This is a genomic window from Plantactinospora sp. B24E8, from assembly GCF_039871735.1.
GTDB lineage: Bacteria > Actinomycetota > Actinomycetes > Mycobacteriales > Micromonosporaceae > Plantactinospora.
On the sequence record NZ_JBDPMH010000005.1, the window covers coordinates 115200 to 134456 of the forward strand.

At 71.1% G+C, this 19257-nt stretch carries 18 protein-coding genes and 1 pseudogene; 12 read left to right on the forward strand and 7 right to left on the reverse strand.

The genetic code is table 11. From position 1 onward, the window contains the following. Window positions 1–9: 9 nt before the first annotated feature. The 6 genes from ABGB21_RS10695 (at window position 10) to ABGB21_RS10720 (ending at window position 6621) form a co-directional block, all read left to right on the forward strand. Window positions 10–1776 (forward strand): DEDD exonuclease domain-containing protein, encoded by a 1767-nt coding sequence (locus ABGB21_RS10695; RefSeq protein WP_347657026.1) that lies wholly within the window; start codon window positions 10–12, stop codon window positions 1774–1776. Window positions 1777–1929: 153 nt separating this feature from the next. After that, window positions 1930–3711: a RelA/SpoT family protein gene (locus ABGB21_RS10700; RefSeq protein ID WP_347657025.1), complete on the forward strand. Its 1782-nt coding sequence runs from the start codon at window positions 1930–1932 to the stop codon at window positions 3709–3711. Between the two features lie 58 nt (window positions 3712–3769). Then, a complete protein-coding gene (locus ABGB21_RS10705; RefSeq protein WP_347657056.1) occupies window positions 3770–4306 on the forward strand; it encodes an NUDIX domain-containing protein in 537 nt (178 codons plus the stop codon). After that, entirely contained in the window at window positions 4303–5205 is a 903-nt protein-coding gene (locus tag ABGB21_RS10710; protein ID WP_347657024.1) for an NTP transferase domain-containing protein, read from the forward strand. Before ABGB21_RS10705 ends, ABGB21_RS10710 begins: the two co-directional genes overlap by 4 nt. A 191-nt stretch (window positions 5206–5396) precedes the next feature. Beyond that, the gene (locus tag ABGB21_RS10715; protein ID WP_347657023.1) at window positions 5397–5684 is read left to right on the forward strand and encodes an Lrp/AsnC ligand binding domain-containing protein; all 288 of its coding nucleotides are present in this window, start codon (window positions 5397–5399) and stop codon (window positions 5682–5684) included. Between the two features lie 70 nt (window positions 5685–5754). Beyond that, a complete protein-coding gene (locus ABGB21_RS10720) occupies window positions 5755–6621 on the forward strand; it encodes an alpha/beta fold hydrolase (protein ID WP_347677535.1) in 867 nt (288 codons plus the stop codon). Between the two features lie 141 nt (window positions 6622–6762). Here the strand turns inward: ABGB21_RS10720 and ABGB21_RS10725 are convergent, their stop codons facing one another. The 4 genes from ABGB21_RS10725 to ABGB21_RS10740 all read right to left on the reverse strand — a co-directional run bounded on the left by ABGB21_RS10725 (window position 6763) and on the right by ABGB21_RS10740 (window position 10241). Further along, window positions 6763–7425 (reverse strand): DUF4142 domain-containing protein, encoded by a 663-nt coding sequence (locus ABGB21_RS10725; RefSeq protein WP_347657021.1) that lies wholly within the window; start codon window positions 7423–7425, stop codon window positions 6763–6765. A 176-nt stretch (window positions 7426–7601) separates the two neighbouring features. Further along, on the reverse strand, window positions 7602–8660 hold the full coding sequence (gene trpD / locus ABGB21_RS10730) for an anthranilate phosphoribosyltransferase (protein WP_347657020.1): 1059 nt from the start codon (window positions 8658–8660) through the stop codon (window positions 7602–7604). Window positions 8661–8776: 116 nt separating this feature from the next. Beyond that, window positions 8777–9187 carry a hypothetical protein gene (locus tag ABGB21_RS10735; RefSeq protein ID WP_347677537.1) on the reverse strand — a complete coding sequence of 137 codons (411 nt, stop codon included), beginning with the start codon at window positions 9185–9187 and terminating at the stop codon, window positions 8777–8779. A gap of 124 nt (window positions 9188–9311) precedes the next feature. Beyond that, window positions 9312–10241: a cytochrome c oxidase assembly protein gene (locus ABGB21_RS10740; RefSeq protein WP_347677698.1), complete on the reverse strand. Its 930-nt coding sequence runs from the start codon at window positions 10239–10241 to the stop codon at window positions 9312–9314. 154 nt (window positions 10242–10395) lie between these two features. On the opposite strand from ABGB21_RS10740, the gene ABGB21_RS10745 reads away from it, so the two are divergent. The 4 genes from ABGB21_RS10745 (at window position 10396) to ABGB21_RS10760 (ending at window position 14632) form a co-directional block, all read left to right on the forward strand. Continuing rightward, window positions 10396–10995, forward strand: a complete 600-nt coding sequence (locus ABGB21_RS10745) for a heme-copper oxidase subunit III (RefSeq protein WP_347657018.1) — start codon at window positions 10396–10398, stop codon at window positions 10993–10995. Between the two features lie 75 nt (window positions 10996–11070). Next, window positions 11071–11919 carry a c-type cytochrome gene (locus ABGB21_RS10750; protein WP_347657017.1) on the forward strand — a complete coding sequence of 283 codons (849 nt, stop codon included), beginning with the start codon at window positions 11071–11073 and terminating at the stop codon, window positions 11917–11919. Beyond that, a complete protein-coding gene (locus ABGB21_RS10755) occupies window positions 11916–13016 on the forward strand; it encodes a Rieske 2Fe-2S domain-containing protein (RefSeq protein WP_347657016.1) in 1101 nt (366 codons plus the stop codon). Before ABGB21_RS10750 ends, ABGB21_RS10755 begins: the two co-directional genes overlap by 4 nt. Next, window positions 13013–14632, forward strand: coding sequence for a ubiquinol-cytochrome c reductase cytochrome b subunit (locus tag ABGB21_RS10760; protein ID WP_347657015.1), 1620 nt, complete (start codon window positions 13013–13015; stop codon window positions 14630–14632). The genes ABGB21_RS10755 and ABGB21_RS10760 overlap by 4 nt, the downstream gene beginning before the upstream one ends. 153 nt (window positions 14633–14785) lie before the next feature. Here the strand turns inward: ABGB21_RS10760 and ABGB21_RS10765 are convergent. Further along, window positions 14786–15547, reverse strand: a pseudogene (locus ABGB21_RS10765) (alpha/beta fold hydrolase); the annotation flags it as partial. Between the two features lie 198 nt (window positions 15548–15745). On the opposite strand from ABGB21_RS10765, the gene ABGB21_RS10770 reads away from it, so the two are divergent. Continuing rightward, window positions 15746–16381: a TetR family transcriptional regulator gene (locus ABGB21_RS10770; RefSeq protein WP_347677539.1), complete on the forward strand. Its 636-nt coding sequence runs from the start codon at window positions 15746–15748 to the stop codon at window positions 16379–16381. Window positions 16382–16450: 69 nt separating this feature from the next. Here the strand turns inward: ABGB21_RS10770 and ABGB21_RS10775 are convergent, their stop codons facing one another. Together ABGB21_RS10775 and coxB are read right to left on the reverse strand one after the other, a co-directional pair. Beyond that, window positions 16451–16876 carry a cytochrome c oxidase subunit 4 gene (locus tag ABGB21_RS10775; RefSeq protein WP_347657012.1) on the reverse strand — a complete coding sequence of 142 codons (426 nt, stop codon included), beginning with the start codon at window positions 16874–16876 and terminating at the stop codon, window positions 16451–16453. Window positions 16877–16887: 11 nt separating this feature from the next. Continuing rightward, complete coding sequence (gene coxB, locus ABGB21_RS10780; protein WP_347657011.1) at window positions 16888–17859, reverse strand: cytochrome c oxidase subunit II; 972 nt, start codon at window positions 17857–17859, stop codon at window positions 16888–16890. A 174-nt stretch (window positions 17860–18033) separates the two neighbouring features. Between coxB and ABGB21_RS10785 the strand changes: the two genes are divergently transcribed. Then, complete coding sequence (locus tag ABGB21_RS10785) at window positions 18034–19185, forward strand: aminotransferase class V-fold PLP-dependent enzyme (protein WP_347657010.1); 1152 nt, start codon at window positions 18034–18036, stop codon at window positions 19183–19185. Window positions 19186–19257 lie beyond the last annotated feature (72 nt).

Genomic DNA, 19257 nt, shown 5'->3' on the forward strand with positions numbered 1-19257 from the left:
CTGCCCGCCGTGGTGCAACCCCGATACGTGCAGGGCACGCTGGACGGCCTGCCGGACGACGACCCGGCGACGGGCGACCGACCCGGTGACACGCTGTCACTGCGCGACTGCACGTTTGTGGTGGTGGACCTGGAGACGACCGGAGGAGCGCCGGACGGCGGAGGCATCACCGAGATCGGCGCGGTGAAAGTCCGGGGCGGCGAGCAGCTCGGCGTGCTGGCGACCCTGGTCAATCCGGGCGAGCCGATACCGCCGTTCATCACCGTGCTGACCGGGATCACCCAGGCGATGCTGGCCCCGGCGCCGCCGATCGAACAGGTGCTCCCGAGCCTCCTCGAGTTCCTCCGGGGCGCCGTACTGGTCGCCCACAACGCCCCGTACGACGTGGGTTTCCTCAAGGCGGCCTGCGCCCGGCACGGGTACGTCTGGCCGAACCCCCGGGTCCTGGACACCGCCGCGCTGGCCCGTCGGGTGCTGACCCGGGACGAGGTACCCAACCGCAAACTCGGCACCCTGGCCGCGTACTTCCGTACCCCGCACCAGCCGAACCACCGGGCACTGGACGACGCCAAGGCGACGGTGGACGTACTGCACGGGCTGATCGCCCGGCTCGGCGGGCACCGGGTGGAAACGCTGGGCGAGGCGATCGAGTTCGCCCGGGCGGTCACCCCGACCCAGCGGCGCAAGCGACACCTGGCCGACGGGCTGCCCCGGGTGCCGGGGGTCTACATCTTCCGGGCCGCCGACGACCGGCCGCTCTACGTGGGCACCTCGGGTGACATCGCCACCCGGGTCCGCAGCTACTTCACCGCGGCCGAGAAACGGGCGCGGATCTCGGAGATGCTGGCCGCGGCGGTCCGGGTGGAGGCGATCGAGTGTGCCCACCCGCTGGAGGCCGAGGTACGCGAGCTGCGGCTGATCGGCGCGCACGCCCCGCCGTACAACCGCCGGTCGAAGTTTCCGGAGCGGGTGCTGTGGCTGAAGTTGACCGCCGAGCCGTACCCCCGGTTGTCGGTGGTCCGCGGTCTCGGGCCGGACGACGAGGCGTACCTGGGCCCGTTCGGCTCCCGGCGGGCGGCCGAACTCGCCGCCGCGGCGGTGCACGACGCGGTGCCGCTGCGCCAGTGCACGCACCGGCTGTCGGTCCGGAGCACCACGCCGGCCTGCGCGCTGGCCGAGCTGGGCCGCTGCCCGGCACCGTGCGAGCACCGGATCTCGGTCACCGAGTACGAACAACGTGCGGTCGCCCCGGTCCGGACCGCCATGGTGGACGATCCACAGGTGCTGGTCGACGCTCTGCTGGGCCGGATCGAGGCGCTGGCCGGAGCCCACCGCTACGAGGAGGCGGCGGTGGTCCGGAGTCGGTTGGCCGCGGTGCTGCGGGCCACCGTACGGATGCAGCGCCTGGTCGGGCTGACCCGAATCGCCGAGCTGGCCGCCGCCCGGCGGACCGCCGACGGCGGGTGGGAGATCGCCGTGGTCCGGCACGGCCGGCTCGCCGGTGCCGCCACCGCCGCGCCCGGTGCACCGCCCCGACCGCTGCTCGACCTGGTCCGGGCCACCGCCGAGACGGTCCTGCCGGGTCACGGGCCGATTCCCAACGCCTCGGCCGAGGAGTCGGAACGGATCCTGTCCTGGTTGGAACGACCCGACACGCGGTTGGTCGAGACGTCGACCGGTTGGTCCTCTCCGGCCAGAGGTGCGGAACGGTTCCGTGACCTGCTCGCCCGGGCCGAGGCCGCGTCGTCCGGACAACTCCCGACCAAACGCACATGAGCAAGTGACCGATCGGACGACCTTCGCTCCCTTAGGCTGTTAGAGAAGTGCAGTCCTGCCCGATTTCGGGGTTTGCTTCCCCGACCGCGCCCCACGGCGGTCACACTGGAGCGATCACCGGGAGGCGGGCGGTGAGCGAGGAGGTGGCTCCGCGTGGACCTCGACGCCGGGCACGGCGCCGCCCTCGGGGGCGCCCGCGCGACCGAGATCACGCTGAGCAAACGGCTACGCTCGCTGCTCTCCTGGCCGTCCGGTGAGGATGATCCGGTCACCCAGCTGGCCCGGGCCCACCGTGCGGTCCACCCGAACGCCGACGTCGGGGTGCTGCGCCGCAGTTACGCCATTGCCGAGAGCATGCACCGGGGGCAGTTCCGCAAGAGCGGTGAGCCGTACATCACCCACCCGTTGGCGGTCGCGCAGATCTGCGCCGAACTCGGCATGGACACGGTCACCCTGGTCGCGGCCCTGCTGCACGACACGGTCGAGGACACCCGCTACACGTTGCAGGCGTTGACCGGGGACTTCGGGTCCGAGGTGGCGCACCTTGTCGACGGGGTGACCAAGTTCGACAAGGCGTTCTACGGCAAGGCCGCCGAGGCGGAGACGATCCGAAAGATGATCATCGCGGCCGGCAAGGACGTCCGGGTGCTGATCATCAAGCTCGCCGACCGGCTGCACAACATGCGCACCCTCGGGGTCCGTTCGCCCGCCTCCCGGGCCCGGATCGCGGGGGCGACCCAGGAGGTGCTGGTCCCGCTCTGCGACCGGCTCGGCATCCAGGCACTCAAGCGCGACCTCGACGACGTGGTGCTGCAACACCTGGAGCCCGAGGCGTACGAGCGGATCGACGAACACGTCAAGAACCGGCCGCACTGGGGGGCCTACCTCGACGACGTGGTCAACCAGGCCCGGGTGGTGCTCCGGCGGGACAAGATCGTGGCGGTGGTGAAACCCCGTCCCCGGCACTACTACTCGATCTGGAAGGACACCGTCGCCCGGGACCAGACGACCCCGTTCGACCTGCCCCGGATCGTGGTCGTGGTCGACGGCCCGGACACCGACTGTTACGCCGCCCTCGGTTCGATCCACGGCCTCTGGCGCCCGGTCGCCGGCCGGTTCAAGGACTACATCGCCGCCCCGAAGAACAACCTCTACCGCTCGCTGCACACCACCGTCATCGGCCCGGCCGAACGCATCGTCGAGGTGCTGATCCGGACCCGGGCGATGGACCGGTCCGCCGAGTACGGCATCGCGGCCGACTTCCGCTACCCCCGTCCCGGCGTCGACGGCGCCAACAGCGCCGAGCAGCTTGACTGGCTGCAGCGGGTGCTCAACTGGGAACGGGAGACCGCCGACCCGGCGCAGTTCCTCCAGTCGCTGCGCTGCGACCTCGCCGAGACCCAGATCCAGGTCTTCGCCGAAGGCCGGCAGATCGTGCTGCCGGCCGGTTCCAGCCCGGTGGACCTGGCGTACGAGCTCGGCCCGGACCGGGGCGACCACTGTCTCGCCGCCAAGATCAACGGTCGGCTGGCGCCGCTCTCCTCCGAACTGGAGGAGGGCGACGTGGTGGAGATCTTCACCGAGACCGACGCGCAGAGCGAACTCGACCTCGCGGTGGCCCCACCCGGCCCCCGCCGGGAGTGGCTCGGCTTCGTCAAGTCCCCGCACGCCCAGATGCAGATCAACCGCTGGTTCGCCGATCACCAGGAACCGGGGATCTCCATCTCGGACAAGGTCAAGCTGGGCCGTGCCACCATCGGTCTCACCCTGCGCAAGCACAACCGGGGACTCGCCAGCGATCTGCCGTTGCGCCAGCTCGCCGAGCAGCAGGGGTATCCCGACCTGGAGACCCTGCTGGTCGCGGTGGTGGACCGGACGATCGAACCGGACACCGTGGTCGAGCAGCTCATCGCCATGGTCGACCATCAGGAATGAGGTCCGCTGTGCCCCGGGTCACCCGTGGTCCGGGTACGCCCTCTAGCCTGGATTCGTGATCACCCGCCGCTCGCCGACGCGTGCCATCGGCTACAAGGTCTTCTACCGCCTGCCCATCGGGGTCCGTCGCCGGCTGGTCCGGCTGGCCGTTCCGAAGTACATCGTCGGCGCGGTCACCCTGGTCACAGACGCCGAGGCGGCGGAACCCGGCCGGCTGCTGCTGCTCCGTCAGCCACCCGGGAAAGGCTGGTCGCTCCCGGCCGGCCTGCTCCAGCGCCGCGAGGCCCCGGTGATCGGCGCGGCCCGGGAGCTGCACGAGGAGAGCGGCATCGACCTGGCGCCGGAGCAGCTCCGGCCGGCGGTGCCGAACGCCGTCGTGCACGCCAAGGGCTGGGTGGACATGGTCTTCGAGGCCCGGGTCCCGGCCTCCACCACACCACTCGTGGTCGACGGCGCCGAGGTGTACGAGGCAGCCTGGCACCCCCTCGACGACCTGCCCAAACTGACCGTGGCGACCGCCCGGCTGCTCGCCCACTACGGGATCGGTCCGCTCGCCGACTCCGACCCGGCCGCCGAGGCACGTCCACCGTCGTGAACCGAGCCGGCGCAGCAGCACAACCCGTCGCACCGGACGGGCTCTGCGCGGTCGTCCTGGCCGCCGGTGAGGGGCGTCGGCTGCGCCCGCTCACCGAACACCGTCCGAAGGCCCTCTGTCCGGTGGGAAACGTGCCACTGCTGGACCGGGCCCTGCACCGGGTGGCGGGGCTCGGTCTCACCGGTCCGGAGACCGTCGCGGTGAACGCCTGCTACCTCGGCGACCAGGTGGTCCGGCACGTGGGTGGCCGGGCATGGCTCTCGGTGGAGCCGGGTGACCCGCTGGGCACCTCCGGTGGGGTGGCGAGGCTGCGGGACTGGATCGCCGGTCGGGGTGTCCTGGTCGGCAACGCCGACGCCTACCTCGCCGCGCCGGACAGCCCGCCCGGACCGGACATCGCCGCCCTGCTGGCCGGCTGGGACGGCCGGACCGTACGCCTGCTGGGTCAGCGGGTCGCCGGCCCGGCCCGCCCCGGCGACTTCGGTCAACACCGGTTCGCCGGGTTCTCGCTGTTGCCGTGGTCCCGGGTCAGGGACCTGCCGGCCGAACCGGCCGAACTGGTCCGGACCGTGTGGCGGCCGGCGGAGGCGGCCGGCGAGCTGGAGGTGGTCGAGTTCGCCGGCACGTACCTCGACACCGGCACGCCCGCCGACTACCTGGCCGCGAACCTGCACGCGGCGGGTGACGGCTGCCTGGTCGATGCCACCGCCACGGTGACCGGCCGGGCGCACCGCGCGGTGGTCGGGGCCGAGGCGACCGTGCACGGTACGGTCGACCGCTGCGTGGTCTGGCCGGGCGGCGTGGTGCACGCCGGCGAGCGGCTGCACGAGGCGGTACGTGTCGGCACGGACCTGACGGTGCCGGCCGGTGCCGAGCCGGAGCCACCCGGCACACCGTGACCCGGGTCCCGCCGGGGCCACCCGGCACACCGTGACCCGGGTCCCGCCGGGGCCACCCGGCACACCGTGACCGGGTCCCGCCGGGGCTGACCCCTTAGCATGGGCGGGCACCCGCAACGCGACGCCGACCGCAGATCCCGTTCCCCGGGACCGTCGGCCGCGCCGGCCTGTCGACGAGAGGAGTCCCACCGGTGATCACCGCGATCGTGCTGATCGACTGCGCCACCGATTCGATCCCCGAGGTGGCCGAGTCGCTCGCCGCCCTGCCCGGCGTCAGCGAGGTCTACTCGGTCGCCGGTCACGTCGACCTGATCGCCGTGGTCCGGGTACGCGAGTTCGACCAGATCGCCGAGGTGATCGCCGGCCGGATCTCGAAGGTGCCGGGCGTGCTCAACACCGAGTCGCACATCGCCTTCCGCGCCTACTCCCAGCACGACCTGGAGGAGGCGTTCGCGATCGGCCTGCCGGACGCGGACTGACCCGGCGGCCTTCGCAGGGAGCGACCGGAGATGTGTACCCGCCGGTAACTACGCCCGGTACGATCCTCGGATGACCCCACAGCCCGGCTACGAACAGGTTTTCGTCGATCGGGGGACGGACCGGCTCGCGTTGCGGGTCTACCCGGAGCCCGCGGGCCGCCCGGACGCTCCGGTCGTGCTGCTCTGGCCCGCGATGGGGGTCCGGGCCAGCTACTACACCCCGTTCGTCGCCGCGCTGCGGGCCGCCGGGCTGGCGGTGGTGGTGACCGATCTGCGCGGCACCGGCGACAGCACCCCGGCACCGAGCCGCGCCTCCCGGTACGGCTATCCGGAGCTGGTCGACGACGTCGGCGCCGTACTGGAGAGTCTGAAGTCACGGCTGGACGGGCGTACCCGCCTGCTGCTCGGTCACTCACTCGGTGGTCAGGCGGCGCTGCTGCACCTCGCCCGCACCGGCGGCGGGCAGGTCGACGGGCTGGCCCTGGTGGCCGCCGGCGTGCCGTACTGGCGACGCTACCCGGGGCACCGCCGCCTCCTGGTGCTGCCCGGCGCCCAACTGATCAACACGGTCGCCGGGATGCTCGGCAGCTGGCCCGGTTGGGGGTTCGGTGGCCGGCAGGCCCGGGGCGTGATCCGGGACTGGGCCCACACCGTCCGGACCGGACGGTTCCCCCGACTCGACGGGGTCGACGCCGAGGCGGCCGTCCGAACCGTACGTACCCCGGTGCTGGCGATCAGCGTCGAGGGTGACCCGCTGACCCCGCACGAGACGCTCGACGAACTCTGCGCCAAACTGACCGCCGCGCCGGTGCGGCGTGAGCGGTACGTCGGCGCGGAGGCGGACGGCCCGCTGAACCATTTCACCTGGGTCCGGGCCTCCACCCGGATCGCCGCCCGGGTGGCCGCGTTCGCCGCTGACCTGCCCGTCTCCCGGTAGCAGCAGGCGGAGCCGCAGACAGCGGGACGACGCGACGGGTCCACCGGCCGATCGGCCAGCGGACCCGTCACCCTGTGCTTCCCAACCAGCGGATCAGGGTCGAACCCTCTGACCAGCGGGTCAGTGTCGGACCGGACCCGGTCAGCTGGTCGTCGGACCCGGCGTGCCCGGCGTACCACCCCGCGACGGCGTCCCGGAGCTCACACCCGGGCTGGGTGCCACGGTGAGCCCACCCGGGATCGGCACCCCCAGGCTCTGGGCCAGTGAGACCAGCGCGTTGTGGTGCGCCTGCAGCACCGGGGCCGCCTGCTGCGCCACCTGCTTGGCCGCCGGGTCGGAGCCCTGCGTCAGCTCGGCCTGCACCAGCTGCATGGCCTGGCTGTGCGCGGTCAACTGGGCGGTGACCCACTGCGCGTCAAAATCCGCCCCGCTGACGTTCTGCAACTGGTTCACGACCGCCTGCTGCTCGCTGGTCACCTTGTTCGGCAGCGTCAACTTCCCCGCGGAGGCGACGCTCTGCACCTTCTGGTCCAACTGGGTGTGGTCGGTCACGAACCGCGCCCCGAGCGTCTTCACCTCCTGGTTGGTCCCCTTCTGCTGGGCGAGGTTGCCGGTGGCGATCTCCGCGAGGTTCACCTGGTGGATCGCCGTCAGGAACTGCTTGTCCTGCGCGGACAACGTGCTGGACGGCGTCGCGGACGGCGTCGCCGTCTGTTGCACGGCGGCGCTGTACGCGGCTCCGGCCGGCACCAGGCCGAGCAACACCATCGAGACGAGCACGCCCAAGCGTTTGGTTACCAACATGGTTGTTCCCCCCTCCGTCGTTGAACCTGAGGGGTACCCGGTTGTCCGCCGGACACGCGGACGGATCGAGCCCGGCACGAACCCGCAGCGTCCGGGCCGGTTCACGCTGGGAAACACTGGTTCCGCCGCCGGTCGGCGGGTTCAGCCGGCGGTCTCCGGGGAAGGCGACCGGTTGGTCACTCGGCGGCCTTCGCCACCTTGGCGACGTCGATCCACTGGTCGAGCGTGCGGGCGGCGGCACCGGAGTCGATGGACGCCGCCGCGCGGTCGAGTCCGGCGCGCAGCGCCGGCAGCAGGTCGCCCTCGAAGCCGCTGTGCGCGACCAGCGCCGCCGCGGTGTTGAGCAGGACCGCGTCCCGAACCGGACCCGGCTCACCGGTGAGCAGTCGGCGGGTCACGTCGGCGTTGAAGGAAGCGTCGCCACCGCGCAGGTCACCGGGGGCCGACCGGGGCAGGCCGAGGTCCACCGCGTCGACCACGGTCTCCTCGACCCGGCCCTGTGTCGCGATCCACAGCCGGGTCGGCGCGGCGGTGCTGAACTCGTCCAGCCCGTCCTCACCCCGCATCACCAGGACCGAGTCACCCCGGCGGGCGAAGACCTCGGCCACCACCGACGCCATCCGGGGGTCGAAGCAACCGACCGCGCCGGCCCCGGGCCGCGCCGGGTTGGTCAGCGGACCGAGGAAGTTGAAGACTGTCGGCACACCCATCTCCCGCCGGGGCACGGCGGTGTGCCGCATCCCAGGATGGAACCGGGCGGCGAAGCAGAATCCGATCCCGACCTCGGTGACGCACCTGGCCACCCCGACCGGTCCCAGGTCGAGCGGTACGCCGAGATGTTCCAGCAGGTCGGCCGCACCGCAGGACGAGGAGGCCGCCCGGTTGCCGTGCTTGACCACCGGCACCCCGGCCCCGGCCAGCACCATCGCCGTCATCGTGGAGATGTTGACCGTGTGGGCCCGGTCCCCGCCGGTGCCGACCACGTCCACGGCGCCGGACCGCAGCGCCTCCGGCAGTTCCACCAGGGTGGCCCGGGTCAGCATGGCCTCGACCAGGCCGGCCAACTCGGCCGGGGTCTCCCCCTTGGCACGCAGCGCGGTGGCGAACCCGGCGATCTGCACCGGGGTCGCCGACCCTGCCATGATCTCGCCCATCGCCCACGCGGTGTCGGCGGTGGAGAGTTCCTCACCGCGCAACAGCGCGGCGAGGAGGTTGGGCCAGGTCCGTTCCCCCATGCGGGCCTCCCGAGCGGAGCGGGTGGTTGGCGAGTGTCGCGTGTGGCGGTCTGACCGGGCGCCGTCATCCCGGGCCGGCGGTCCCTCGGCGGGCGCGGCGTCGGGGGCGCGGTCGGTCAGGAGCGGGCGGGTGCCCCGTCGGCCCGGGCCCGCAGCAGCCCGGCGACGGTCTGGCCGGTGGTCACCGGGTCGAGCGGGTGGACCAGGGTCGCGTCGACCTGCGCGTAGGCGGCGAGCCACCGGTCCGCCGCACGGGCGATCACCACGCAGGTCGGCGGCGCGTCGTCCCGGTCGTCCTTGATCTGCCGGGCGATGCCGAGGCCACCGGCCGGCGTCGCCTCGCCGTCGAGCAGCAGCAGGTCGATCTCGTAGTCGTCGACCAGCCGGATGCACTTCTCGTAGCTGTCCGCGTCGACGAACTCGACGGTCAGGTCGGCGGCCGGTCGGGTGCCCACGGCGAGCCGCATCCGGTCCCGGACCTCCGGGTCGTCGCTGTAGAGCAGGACGGTGTATTGACGATCGCTCATCGGTTGCCAGGCTCCCACCTCGTAGCTGCCCGCCGATCGTACCGGTCCCGCCCCGACGCCGACCGGCCCGCCCGGCCCGGGGGTGGGCGCCGCCCGAATCCCGGGACGTGGAACGGTCCGACGGTCAGCCGGACGCACCGGCCGAGTTCCGGGCCGCCTGTTCCCGGGCCTCCTGCCGGTCCAGCTCACGGTCGATCCGCCGGGCCTCCCGCTCGGACTGCCGGATCCACTGCACCACCAGTACGGCGATCATGGTGACGCTGACGAACTCGCCCCCGGCCCAGAGGATGCCGCCGGCGACCTTCTGGTCGGCGAACGGGTCGGCCCAGCCGAGCGCCAGCGACGGGTACCAGTCGCCGCCGAACAGGGTGGTGCTCTGCATGACGGTGAGCCCGAGCACAGTGTGGAACGGCACCGAGAGCACCATCAGCAGGGCCCGGGCCGGGTACGGCCAACGGCCGGGCAGCGGATCCAACCCGACCAGCGGCCAGAAGAAGAGGCAGCCGGTGACGATGAAGTGCGCGTGGACCCACTCGTGGGCCAGCGGATGTTCCAACGTCACCCGGTAGAGCCCGGTGAAGTACAGCACGAACGGGTTGACCACGAAGAGCGCGTACGCGAGGAGCGGGAACGACAGGACCCTCGCCACCCGGCTGTGCAGTACGGCGAGCAGCCGCCGCCGGGGCGCGCCGGTGAGCGTACGCAGGGCCAGGGTGATCGGCGCGCCGAGCGCCAGGAAGATCGGCGCCACCATGGAGAGCACCATGTGCTGGACCATGTGCACCGAGAGCAGCGTGGTGTCGTACGCGCCGAGCCCGCTCAGCGTCACCGCCGCGATGCCGCCGAGACCGGGGCCCAGGAACAGCACGGTACGCGCGACGGGCCACCGGTCGCCCCGGATCCGCAGCCGGTACACCCCGTAGAGGTACAGGGCGGCGGCGAGCACCAGGCCGACCGCGAGCCAACTGTTCAACGTGCTCTCGGTGAGGATCGAGGAGACGGTGAACGGCGCCGTCTCGGCGCTCCCACCGGCGAGGACGTCCGGAGTCGGCAGGGCGACGGGTACGGCGGTCACGGGGTCGGGATCGACGTGCAGCACGTTTTTCAGGCTAGGCCAGACGAACCGGGCGGGGTGCGTCACCCCATCCGACGAGGGAGTTAGGCCACCCCGACGATCGCCGATGCCGATCAGGGGCAATAATGACCGCGTGACTGCGGCCTCAGCCATTGACAAGAGCCGGATCCACTCACTGACCCGACCGAACATGGTCAGCGTCGGGACGATCGTGTGGCTCTCTAGCGAACTCATGTTCTTCGCGGCGTTGTTCGCGATGTACTTCTCCATCCGCGCGGCGGCGCCGGAGTTGTGGGAGAAGCACACCGAAGCGCTCAACATCCCGTACGCGACGACGTTCACGGTGATCCTGGTGCTTTCCTCGATCACCTGTCAGCTCGGCGTGTTCGCCGCGGAGCGGGGTGATGTGCACGCGCTGCGCCGCTGGTTCACCGTCACCTTCGTGATGGGCCTGATCTTCGTGCTCGGTCAGTTGAACGAGTACCGGGAGCTGGTACACGAAGGGGTGAAGATCAACGCTGACGGGTACGGGTCGACGTTCTACCTGACCACCGGCTTCCACGCGCTGCACGTGACCGGCGGTCTCGTGGCCTTCATCATCTTCATGATCCGGACCACCATGGGCCGGTTCACCCCCGCGCAGGCCACCTCGGCGATCGTCGTGTCCTACTACTGGCACTTCGTCGATGTGGTCTGGATCGCGCTGTACGGCATGATCTACTGGCTCCAGTGATCTTGGTGCTGTCACGTTCCGCCACGATGCTCCGTCCCTGAGACAAGGTCGAGAAAACCGTTAAGGACACAGGCCATGACTTCTGACACCCCCGGCGGCGCCCGCTCCCGCGGGCTGCTCTCGCGGCTGCGCCGTGCGCGGTCCAGTCCGCGTAGCAAGGCCCGCCGGCGGCTGGGCGCCGCAGTCCGGCTACTGGCCGCACTGACCCTGGCCGGCGGCGCCTACACCGTCTTCGCGCCGGGCCTGCAGGCGCAGGACACCCCGCAGCTGACCACGGCCGCCCAGGAGGGCAAGGCGCTCTTCGACACCAGCTGCGTGACCTGCCACGGGCGCAACGCCCAGGGCATCGAGGGCCGCGGCCCGAGCCTGATCGGCGTCGGTGCCGCCTCGGTGGAGTTCCAGGTCGGCAGCGGCCGGATGCCGCTGGCGCGCCAGGAGGCCCAGGCGGAGCGGAAGCCCCCGGTCTTCAACAACGACGAGATCCAGCAGCTCGCGCAGTACGTGCAGGAGCTTGGCGGCGGGCCGCAGCTGCCCGAGGGCGAGAACCTGCACCGGGGTGCCGACGTCGCCGAGGGTGGCCGGCTGTTCCGGCTCAACTGCTCCTCCTGCCACAGCTTCGGCGGTGGCGGTGGCGCCCTCTCCTCCGGCAAGTTCGCCCCGAACCTGCGGCCGGCGAACGACCGGCAGATCTACGCCGCGATGCTGACCGGCCCGCAGAACATGCCGGTCTTCGGCGACAACCAGCTGCGCCCGGACCAGAAGGCCGACATCATCGCGTACGTCCAGGAGACCCTGGCCAAGGACCGCGACCCGGGCGGGCTGAACCTCGGTCGCCTCGGCCCCTCCACCGAGGGCGTGGCGATCTTCCTGGTCGGCATCGTGGCGCTGGTCTTCGCCTCGCTGTGGATTGCGGGTAAGTCATGAGCACGCGTACCGACGAACAGACCCACGGGGCCACCCGCGAGCCGTTCGACGTGAACGACCCGGAAGTGTCCCGCTTCGACATCGTGCGGGAGGGGGCCCGGCGCGACGACATCGAGATCGTCCACTACGAGTCCCAGTTCCCGGTACCGGGCACCAAGGCGGAACGCCGGCTGACCCGGTTCGTCACCTGGCTCTTCCTGCTGGTCGGGCTCTTCTCGACCGCCTTCGTGGTGGCGTACGTCTGGTGGCCGTGGAAGTACGAGCACGGCACCGGGATGACCAAGTTCTACACCCCGTTCCTCGGCCTGACCCTCGGTCTGGCGCTGCTCGGCATCGGCTTCGGCATCCTGATCTGGGGCAAGAAGCTGCTCCCGAAGGAGGTCTCGATCCAGGACCGGCACATCGAGCCGGCCTCGGACGAGGAACGCGCCCTCACCGGCAGCACGCTGCTCTACATGGTCGACGAACTCGGCGTACGGCGTCGCCCGCTGCTGGGCGTCTCGCTGCTCGCGGGCCTCGCCCCGGTCGGTGCGGTCGCCGCCGCGCCGCTCATCGGCGGTCTGATCGAGCAGCCGCACAAGAACAACCAGATGTTCACCACGGGCTGGAAGCCGATCGCCCACGGGAACACCACCGAGCTGGTCAAGCTGACCCACCACGACGGCACCCCGGTACGTCCCGAGGATGTCAGCCCCGGTGGTCAGATCACGGTCTTCCCCGGCATCCCGGACGGTGCGACCAACAAGCACGCGGACTCCCCCGTGCTGCTGATCCACCTCCGTCCGACCGACGCCGAGGAGGCGCGGGCGGCGAACCAGCGGGCCGGCCACGGCGACTACATGTGGGGCAACTACATCGCGTACTCCAAGATCTGTACGCACGCCGGTTGCCCGGCCAGCCTCTACGAGCAGCAGACCAACCGGCTGCTCTGCCCCTGCCACCAGTCGCAGTTCCTCATCACCGACAACGCCCGTCCGGTCTTCGGACCCGCGAGCCGGCGACTCCCTCAGCTGCCGCTGACCGTTGAGGGTGGCTTCTTCGCGGCGAAGTCCGACTTCACCGAGACCGTCGGGCCCGACTTCTGGGAGCGGCCGTGAAGCGTCGAAGGTTCGACATAGCGGCGGTGCCGGGCAAGGCGGCCCGTGAGGTCGACGACCGGCTCCAGGTGAACACCCCGCTGCGTTCCCTGCTCAACAAGGTCTTCCCGGACCACTGGTCGTTCCTGCTCGGTGAGATCGCGCTCTTCTCGTTCATCGTGCTGCTGCTGACCGGTGTCTACCTGACCCTGTTCTTCGAGCCGTCGCTGACCGAGGTGACCTACGACGGCAGTTACCGTCCGCTGCAGGGCACCCACATGTCCGCGGCGTACGCCTCGAGCCTGGACATCTCGTTCGATATCCGCGGCGGCCTGATCATGCGGCAGATGCACCACTGGGCCGCGCTGCTGTTCATGGCGGCGATCGTGGTGCACATGCTCCGGATCTTCTTCACCGGCGCGTTCCGCAAGCCGCGTGAGCTGAACTGGATGATCGGCTACCTGCTGTTCTGGGTCGGCTTCCTGGCCGGCTTCACCGGATACTCGCTCCCGGACGACGGGCTCTCCGGCACCGGCCTGCGGATCGCCTCGGCGATCATGCTCTCCATCCCGGTGGTGGGTTCCTGGCTGACCTCGTCGATCTTCGCCGGGGAGTTCCCGGGCGACATCATCATCAGCCGGTTCTTCATCGCCCACGTGCTGCTGATCCCGGGCCTGCTCGTCGCCCTGATCAGCGTGCACCTCGGACTGGTCTTCAAGCAGAAGCACACCCAGTGGCCCGGCCCCGGCCGGACCAACTCGAACGTGGTCGGCGAACGGATGTTCCCGCGCTACGCGATCAAGCAGGGTGGCTTCTTCATGATCGTCTTCGGCGTGATCGCGCTGCTCGGCGGTCTGGTGCAGATCAACCCGATCTGGCTCTTCGGCCCGTACGAGGCGGGCGTGGTCTCCGCCGCCAGTCAGCCCGACTGGTACGTCATGTTCCTGGACGGCTCGACCCGGCTGATGCCGCCGTGGGAGATCAACATCCCGATCGGCAACGGTTACGTCATCCCGCCGCTGTTCTGGCCGACCGTGGTGCTGCCCGGCATCCTGACCGTGCTCCCGCTGCTCTACCCGTTCATCGAGGCGCGGATCAACAAGGACCGGCGGATCCACAACCTGCTGCAGCGCCCGCGCGACGTACCCGGCCGGACCGCCCTCGGCGCGATGGCGGTGACGTTCTGGGTGGTGCTGACGCTCTCCGGCGCCAACGACGTGATCGCGGACAAGTTCTTCATCAGCCTGAACGCGATGACCTGGGCGGGCCGGATCGGTCTGATCATCCTGCCGCCGCTGGCCTACTACGTCACCTACCGGATCTGCCTGGGTCTCCAGCAGCACGACCGGGAGGTGCTGGCGCACGGTGTCGAGACCGGCATCATCCGGCGACTGCCGAACGGGCAGTTCGTCGAGGTGCACCAGCCGCTCGCCCCGGCGGACGAGCACGGCCACACCGAGCTGGAGTACGTCGGCTGGGTGGTGCCGAAGAAGATGAACCGGCTCGGCGCGCTGGGCCCGGCCATCAAGGGCTTCTTCTACCCGATCGAGAAGCCGGTCGAAGCACCGGTCTCGCCCGGCCACCCGCCGGTCGAGCCCCGCTCCGAGCAGCAGGAGATCGGCAGCGGCAAGCACTGAGCTGTCAGTAAGCAGGGCCCCTTCTTGTCGCCGGCTGCCGCCGGCGGTCAGGAAGGGGCCCTTCTCTACGCCCCTACCCCCCCCCGTGCGCGCCCCGCCGACATCGGCGGCGTCCACGAGGTCGACGAAGTCGAGGATCCGCCGGTTCACCAGCTCCGGCTCTTCGAGCGGAAGCCCGTGGCCGGCGCCGGGCACGATCTCGGTCCGGACCCCGGCGACCAGTTCCCGGACCCGGGACGCCGCCCGAGCGGGCCGCAGCAACGAGCTACGACCACCGAACAGCACCTGCATCGGTACCTGGACCGCGCGGAGTTCGTCGTCGTCGAGCCGCCGGGCTGCCGGCCGGTTGGTACGCCAACTACGGGCGGCGATCATGATGGGGGCCAACTGTTCGGGCGACTCGATCAGGGCATGGTTGGCCAACAGCCGGGACAGCCGGGCACGGGTCCGGCGCGGGGCCAGGGCCGCGAGCACGCCGAGCAGGAGGTTGGCGTAGAACCGGATCGGCACCTTCTCCAGGCCCCCGGGGTCGAGCAGCGTCACCGAGGCCAACCGGGCCGGCCCGTACACGGCCTGGTTGAGGGCGGGCCAGCCGCCGTACGAGAGGCCCACCAGGTGTACGTCGTGAAGTCCGAGCCCGGCCAACACCGCGTCGAGCCAGGCCGCGTTGTCGGCGGACCCGTGCAGAACCTGCCGCTGGACGCTGCGGCCCGGGTCGTCGATCGTGTCGACCGCGTAGACGGGATGCCGCTCGCCGAGGGCGGCGACCTGCGGGTACCAGTTCGACGCGTTGCCACTGGCACCGTGCAGCAGCACGATGGGCGTACCGGACGCCGCGCCGTGCCGGTGCACGTGGGTGGTGCCGAACGGCGTCTCCACGTCCCTCTCCTGCCGCGGCTGCGGCCACGCCCGCATCGCGACGTCGTACGCCCGCAGAAACCGCTCCCGGGACTTTTCGTTGGTGAACCGTCCGATCCGTTGTCCAGTCCCCGCCACCGTCCGCGCCTCCCTCTCGTTGGCAGTACGACTGTATAGTACGCTCGTACCAGAAAAGAACGGACGGCGACCCGCACAATCGAGGGTCACCTCCGACACGGGACGGGAGACCAGCGGGTGCCGAGACTGGCCGATCACGAACAACGGCGGACGCAGATCATCGATGCCCTGCTGCGGATCGCCGCTGACCGCGGGCTGCACGCCGCCACCATGCGAACCGTCGCGGCAGAGGCCGGAGTCACGGTCAGCACGGTGCAGTACTACTTCCACAGCAAGGAACAGCTGCTCTTCGCCGCACTGCAACAGCTCTCCGAGGCGGTGGGCCGGCGGGTGGCCGCCCGGCGCGCCAACTCGACAAGAAACGACTCGACCGGAGCCAGCGGACCTCTGCGGCCGGTGCTCGAGGAGTGGCTCGGCCAACTCATCCCCGCCGACGCCGAGCAGCGGGCCGCGTACACGGTCTTCGCCGCCTACCACGCCCTCGCGCTGACCGACCCGCACCTGGCCGCGTTGCCGTACGCCCGCAACTCACAGGACCTCGAGAACGGCCTTCGCGACCTGCTCGACCGGGCCCGACGTACCGGCGAGGTCGCCGACGACCGGGACGTCGACGCGGAGGCCGCCAACCTGCTCGCCCTGGCGACCGGCCTGGCGGACAGCGTGATGGCCGGCCTACGCGACGCGGAGGCCGCGCTGAGGCTGCTACGGCACCAGCTGGACCAGGTATTCGGCACCACTGCCCCGGTCGGCTGAGCCGACCCGGAAAGCCGAAGGCCCGCCACCCGGAGGGGTGGCGGGCCTTCGACAGGTGTGCTGCCCGGATCAGTGCTCGGCGGTACGCCGGGTGCCGCTGTAGTACTCGAAGAGCAGACCGCAGGCGGCGAAGACCACCGCGACCAGGCCGGTGGCGATCAGCCACCACTGCCAGAAGACCAGGCCCAGCCCGGCGACGCTGGCGGCCACGGCGATGCCGAACGGCCAGTAGCTGCCCGGGCTGAAGAACCCGACCTCACCGGCGCCGTCGGCGATCTCGCCGTCCGGCCGGTCCTCCGGACGCGGGTCGATCCGGCGCGACACGAACCAGAAGAAGCCGCCGCACATCGCGGTGAGCAGGCAGGACAGAATCAGCGCGACGAGCCCGATCCACTCGACCCGACCGTCCGCGCCGTGCGTCCAGAGCCCGTAGACAACGGCGGCGATTGCCAGGAAGAACGACACGATGCCGAACAGGCGCCACTCAGACTTCATTTTCGCCGCCCTCAGCTTCCCGCGCCCGCGGCGCTCGCGTTACCGAAGTTGTTGACGTCGCGCCGGGTGTCGAACGGCTTGGTCGTCGTCGCCAGCGGAGCCTCGCCGATCGAGGTCAACGCGTCCTGCGTCGACTGGCCGGCCCGCTTCGCGGCGATGAACCGGTCGTACTCGTCCGGCGACACCACCCGCAGCTCGAAGTTCATCATCGAGTGGTACGTGCCGCACAGTTCGGCGCAGCGGCCGACGAACGCACCCTCCTGGTCGAGGCTGCTGATCTGGAAGACGTTACGGACGTTGCCCGGGAAGACGTCGCGCTTGAAGAGCAGCTCCGGCACCCAGAACGAGTGGATGACGTCCCGGCTGGTCTCCTCGATCCGGATGCTCCGCCCGGTCGGCAGGACCAGGATCGGGATCACCTCGGTGGTGCCCAGCGTCGAGGCGACCGTGGTCGCGTCCTCGCCCGGCCGGTCCCGGTAGTTGAACTGCCAGTTCCACTTGAAGCCGACCACCTCGACGGTGACGTCGGGGTCGTCCGTGACCTTGTTGACCCCGGTCTGGACGATCGCCGTGTAGTAGAAGAGCACGGAGACGACCAGGATCGGCGCGATGGTGTAGAGGAACTCCATCGGCATGTTGAACCGGGTCTGCACCGGCAGCGCCTCGCCCCGCTTCCGGTAGCGGATGATGCACCAGAAGATCAGACCCCAGACGAAGACGCCGACCGCGAGCGCGGCGATCACCGACGCGATCCACAGGTCGTACATCCGGTGGGCCTCCGGGCTGATGCCACCCTGGGGCCAGCCGAAACCGTCGAACGTCTGTCCGACGTCACAGCCGGTCAGCATGGCGAGCAGCACGGCACCGCCGGCTCCGAGCCCGGCCAGCCGGCCCAGCGAGCGACGCTGGCCGTGTCCCCGGGAACCCCGGGGACTGCTCTGCCGTACGACCGACGGCGGTACCTCCGAACCCCTTGCGACCACCTGGTCCTGCCTCCCTAGCGCGCCGCTCGCTGTCCGCTTTGTCGACACCGGCGGCAAAGGCGTCACCGACGGTCGCAGATTACTCGACCTGCGACGGCTGGACGGCCTTGGGGTCCGCGTCCCCACTCCGCCGGGGGATCTTGCCTGATCCGCACCCCGGGTTACCGTTCCCTGGTGAACGTGCCTCCGGCGTACTTCGACGCGGCGGCCGCCGCACCGTTACACCCGGTAGCCCGCCAGGCGATGCTGGCGGCTCTGGAGGACGGTTGGGCGGATCCGGCGAAGCTCTACACGCAGGCCCGCCGGGCCCGCCAGCTGCTCGACGCGGCGCGGGCGGCGACCGCCGAGGTGCTCCGGGTACGCCCCGACGAGCTCTCCTTCACCCCCAGCGGTACGGCCGCCGCGCACGCCGCCGTACTGGGCGGTCTGGCCGGGCGTCGGCGGGCCGGAAACACCCTGGTGCACTCGGCGATCGAACACTCCGCGGTGCTGCACGCCGCGGAACGGCACGTGGCCCAGGGCGGGATGGCCGCCCCGGTGCCGGTGGACCGGTCGGGTCGACTCGACCTCGACGCCTGGTCGGCGGCGGTCACCGCACCCGGGGTGGCGCTGGCCGCGCTGATCAGTGCCAGTCACGAGGTGGGCACCACCCAGCCGGTCGCCGAGGCGGCCCGGTCCTGCGCCACGGCCGGGGTGCCGCTCCACGTCGACGCCGCGCAGTCGGTCGGCCGGGTACCGGTGCCGGCGGGCTGGTCGATCCTGTCGGCCAGCGCACACAAGTGGGGTGGGCCACCCGGCGTCGGGCTCCTGGTGGTGCGCAAGGGCACCCGGTGGGAGTCGCCGTATCCGGCGGACGACCGGGAGTCGGGCCGTACCCCCGGGATGCCGAACCTGCCGGCGGTCGTCGCGGCGGCGGCCGCGTTGCGGGCGGTGGACGCCGAGGCCGCCGCCGAGGCCGCCCGGCTCGCCCCGCTGGTGGACCGGATCCGGGCCGTCGTGGCCGACACGGTGCCCGACGTGGAGGTGGTCGGTGACCCCGTCGACCGGCTCCCCCACCTGGTCACCTTCTCGTGCCTGTACGTCGACGGCGAGGCGCTGCTGCACGCCCTGGACCGGCGGGGCTTCGCCGTCTCCTCGGGCTCCTCCTGCACCTCCTCGACGCTGCGTCCGTCGCACGTGCTGGAGGCGATGGGTGTGCTCTCCCACGGCAACGTCCGGATCTCCCTGCACCGGGACAGCACCGCGGCCGAGGTGGAGAGGTTCCTGACCGAGCTGCCGGGCATCGTCGCCGACCTGCGGGCCGAGGCCGGTGCGGTCGGTCTGTAGCCCGACCGTCGACCGGCAGACCGGGAAGCCGTCGGGCCGCCGCCTCCTGCGGCGACCCGACCCGGCGCTGGC